Consider the following 3,036-nt stretch of genomic DNA (forward strand, 5'->3'; position numbering starts at 1 on the left):
ATCGATGACCATCTTGCCGAAATCGACCTGGTCGACCGAGGTCAGGATCACCACCGGAATGGAGGACATGCGGCTGTCGGCGGCAATGGCCTTGGCGACGTCGGCGCCGCTCATGCCCGGCATCTGGTAGTCGAGGATGATGCAGTCGACAGCGGCGCCGAGCTGGCTGGCGCGGTCGAGGAAGGCGAGGCCGACGGCGCCGCTTTCGGCGGCGGCGCAGTCGAAGCTCCAGCTCCGCAACTGTTCCAGCAGGATCTCGCGGTTGACCGGATTGTCGTCGATGACCAGCACGCGCGCGCCGGTGACGTCGACCGGCACGATCTCGTCGCGCGCATCCTGGCTGTGCGCTGGCAGCGGCACGGCGAACCAGAAGACCGAGCCGCGGCCGATCTCGCTCTCGACGCCGATCTTGCCGCCCATCAGATCGACGAGGCGGGCAGCGATCGCCAGGCCAAGGCCGGTGCCCTCGTGGCGGCGCGTCGAGGAGCCGTCGACCTGCGCGAATTTCTCGAACACGCTCTGCAGCTTCTCGGCCGGAATGCCGATGCCGGTATCCTCGACACGAACCTTGAGCTGGACGACGCCGTCCGTCACTTCGCCGCCGACATCGACCAGCACGTGGCCCTTCTCGGTGAACTTCACCGCGTTGCCGACCAAATTGGTGACGATCTGCCTGAAGCGCCCGGCATCGCCGACGACGAAGGACGGCAGCCGCGGATCGACACGCACGATGAGCTCGATGTTCTTCTCTGCGACGCGCGCCGACACCAGCGTCGCCACGTCCTCGACCGCTTCCGACAGACGGAAAGGCGCCGGGTCGAGCATCATCTGGCCGGCGTTGATCTTGGAGAAGTCGAGGATGTCGTTGATGATGGTGAGCAAGGCATTGCCGGATTTGACGATGACGTCGGTGAAGGTCTTCTGACGCGTGGTCAATTCGGTCTTGGCCAGAAGCTCGGCCATGCCGAGCACGCCATTCATCGGCGTGCGGATCTCATGGCTCATATTGGCCAGGAATTCGGACTTGGCGCGGTCGGCGGCCTCGGCCTTGAACAGCGATGCCGCGGTCTCGGCAAAGGCGCGGCGGATCGCCTTTTCCATCGGCCTGAAGACCCAGAAGGCGACGATGCCAAGCACCGCGAACAACAGGCAGCTCGCCCACAGAAGCAGCCTGTCGCCGGCCGCGTCGGCCAGATGACGCTCATTGTCCATGGCGGTGCGGACGCGGACCAGCATCGGCTGCGCAAACAGGTCGTTCTGGTTGCGGATCTCGCGATAGCTCCATTCGTCGACCTTCTGCGCCACCGACATCAGGTTGAAGTTGCGCACCATGTCGCGCGCCGACCAGAACAGGTCGCCGTTCACGGAAGCGGAATCGAGCTCGTTGAGGGTGTTCTTCGACAGGCGCGGCCGCAGGGCGGCGAGCCTGGCGGTGAGGGTCTCGACCTCGCCGGAAAGTCGTTCCGAATGGCCACGTGCCGACGCCACCAGGCCATCGCGCGTCTCGGCGCGCCAGGTGGTGCCGGTGGTCTCGGCGAAATTGGTCGCGTTGCGCAGGTCGCGGCCGAAAATGACCAGATTGCCGCTCAGCGCGTCGACGTCATGACGAAAGGAGTTGACGCGGTTGAGCGCAAACATGACCACGGCGGAGGCCAGCGCGAAGATCAGCAATCCAGACAGATAACGGATCCGGATCGACCGGATGAACGAAGAATATTCCGGCATGCGCAACCCCAACACATACGCATAATTTTAATTGTCGGGATTACGCTTGATTTACATTAAGATTTCGTTCGCGTGGCAGTCGCCGCGCAGTTTGCTGAGAACGTCAAAATGCGGGCATTGCGCTTTTCGGCGATCGGTTTCGCTTCTGTGCTGCTGTCGACCTTCGCCTGGTGGGTCGTCGCCCCAAGTAGCGCGGCGGCAGCCACGACCACGAACCTCCCTGAATTGTGCCGACAGGTGAAGAACGACGACACCATCCGCCCCTATTCGCACGATCTTTACGACGGCACGGCCAAGGCGTTCAAAAGGCTGTTTCCGGACGCCAATGGCGCACCGCAGGAGTCCGAATTGCAGGCACAGGCCAACTATCGCTGCATGAACGGCAAGGTGCTGGTCTGCTTCGTCGGCGCCAACCTGCCTTGCGCCAGGATGAACGCCGCGCGCGACAATCCCGGCGCGGATGAATTCTGCAAGGCCAACCCGAATGACGACGTCGTACCGGCCTTCGTGACCGGCCACGACGCTGTCTATTACTACAAATGCCGGAACGGCAAGGCGGTGATCACCGGCAATCCGTGGCAGCTCGACAAGCGCGGCTTTGCCGTCAAGCTGTGGACCACGCTTCCCGGCAACTGAGGCCGGCTAGACTAGACGGAAAGCATCACCTTGATCGCACGGCGTTCGTCCATGGCGCGGTAGCCTTCGTCGACTTCCGCCAGCGGCAGCTGCAGGTCAAAGACCTTGCCGGGCTTCATCCTGCCCTTGAGCACGCGGTCAATCAGGTCAGGCAGGAAGCGGCGGACGGGCGCCGGGCCGCCCAGCATGCGTTTTTGGCCGAAGAACAGGTTCTGGCCGTCAAAGGTGACGCCATGCGGCACGCCGACATAGCCGATCGTGCCGCCGGGGCGCGAGCAGGCCAGCGCCTGATCGAACGATTCCCGCGTGCCGACGCATTCCAGCACCGAGTCGGCGCCAACGCCTCTGGTGAGTTCCTTGATGCGCGCTACGCCGTCCTCGCCGCGCTCGGCCACGATGTCGGTCGCGCCGAACTCGCGGGCGAGTTTCTGGCGGCTTGCATGGCGGCTCATGGCGATGATGCGCTCCGCCCCCATCTCCTTCGCCGCAAGAACGCCCATCAGGCCGACGGCGCCGTCTCCGACCACGACGACCGTCGATCCTTGCCGCACCTCGGCCGCGTCGGCCGCATACCCCCCGGTGCCGAGCACGTCTGACACGGCCAAAAGGTCAGGCACCAGTTCGGCCGGCGGAACCTCGGCGGTAGCCACCAGCGTGCCGTCGGCCGAACTGGTG

Annotated in this window: 3 protein-coding genes; 1 reads left to right on the top strand and 2 read right to left on the bottom strand. The window is 64.3% G+C overall.

Features of this window, described 5'->3' with window-relative positions; genetic code table 11:
- Positions 1–1,725: ATP-binding protein (locus EN742_RS29975; RefSeq protein WP_148670354.1), on the bottom strand; the 1,725-nt coding region annotated here is incomplete at its 3' end.
- 108 nt (positions 1,726–1,833) lie between these two features.
- On the opposite strand from EN742_RS29975, the gene EN742_RS29980 reads away from it, so the two are divergent.
- The gene (locus EN742_RS29980; RefSeq protein ID WP_126057938.1) at positions 1,834–2,361 is read left to right on the top strand and encodes a hypothetical protein; all 528 of its coding nucleotides are present in this window, start codon (positions 1,834–1,836) and stop codon (positions 2,359–2,361) included.
- 11 nt (positions 2,362–2,372) lie between these two features.
- Here EN742_RS29980 and EN742_RS29985 read toward each other — a convergent pair.
- The coding region (locus tag EN742_RS29985; RefSeq protein ID WP_210214493.1) for a zinc-binding dehydrogenase at positions 2,373–3,036 on the bottom strand (664 nt) is incomplete at its 5' end.

Origin of the sequence: Mesorhizobium sp. M4A.F.Ca.ET.020.02.1.1 (assembly GCF_004022645.1) — a bacterium.
Classification (GTDB): Bacteria; Pseudomonadota; Alphaproteobacteria; order Rhizobiales; family Rhizobiaceae; genus Mesorhizobium.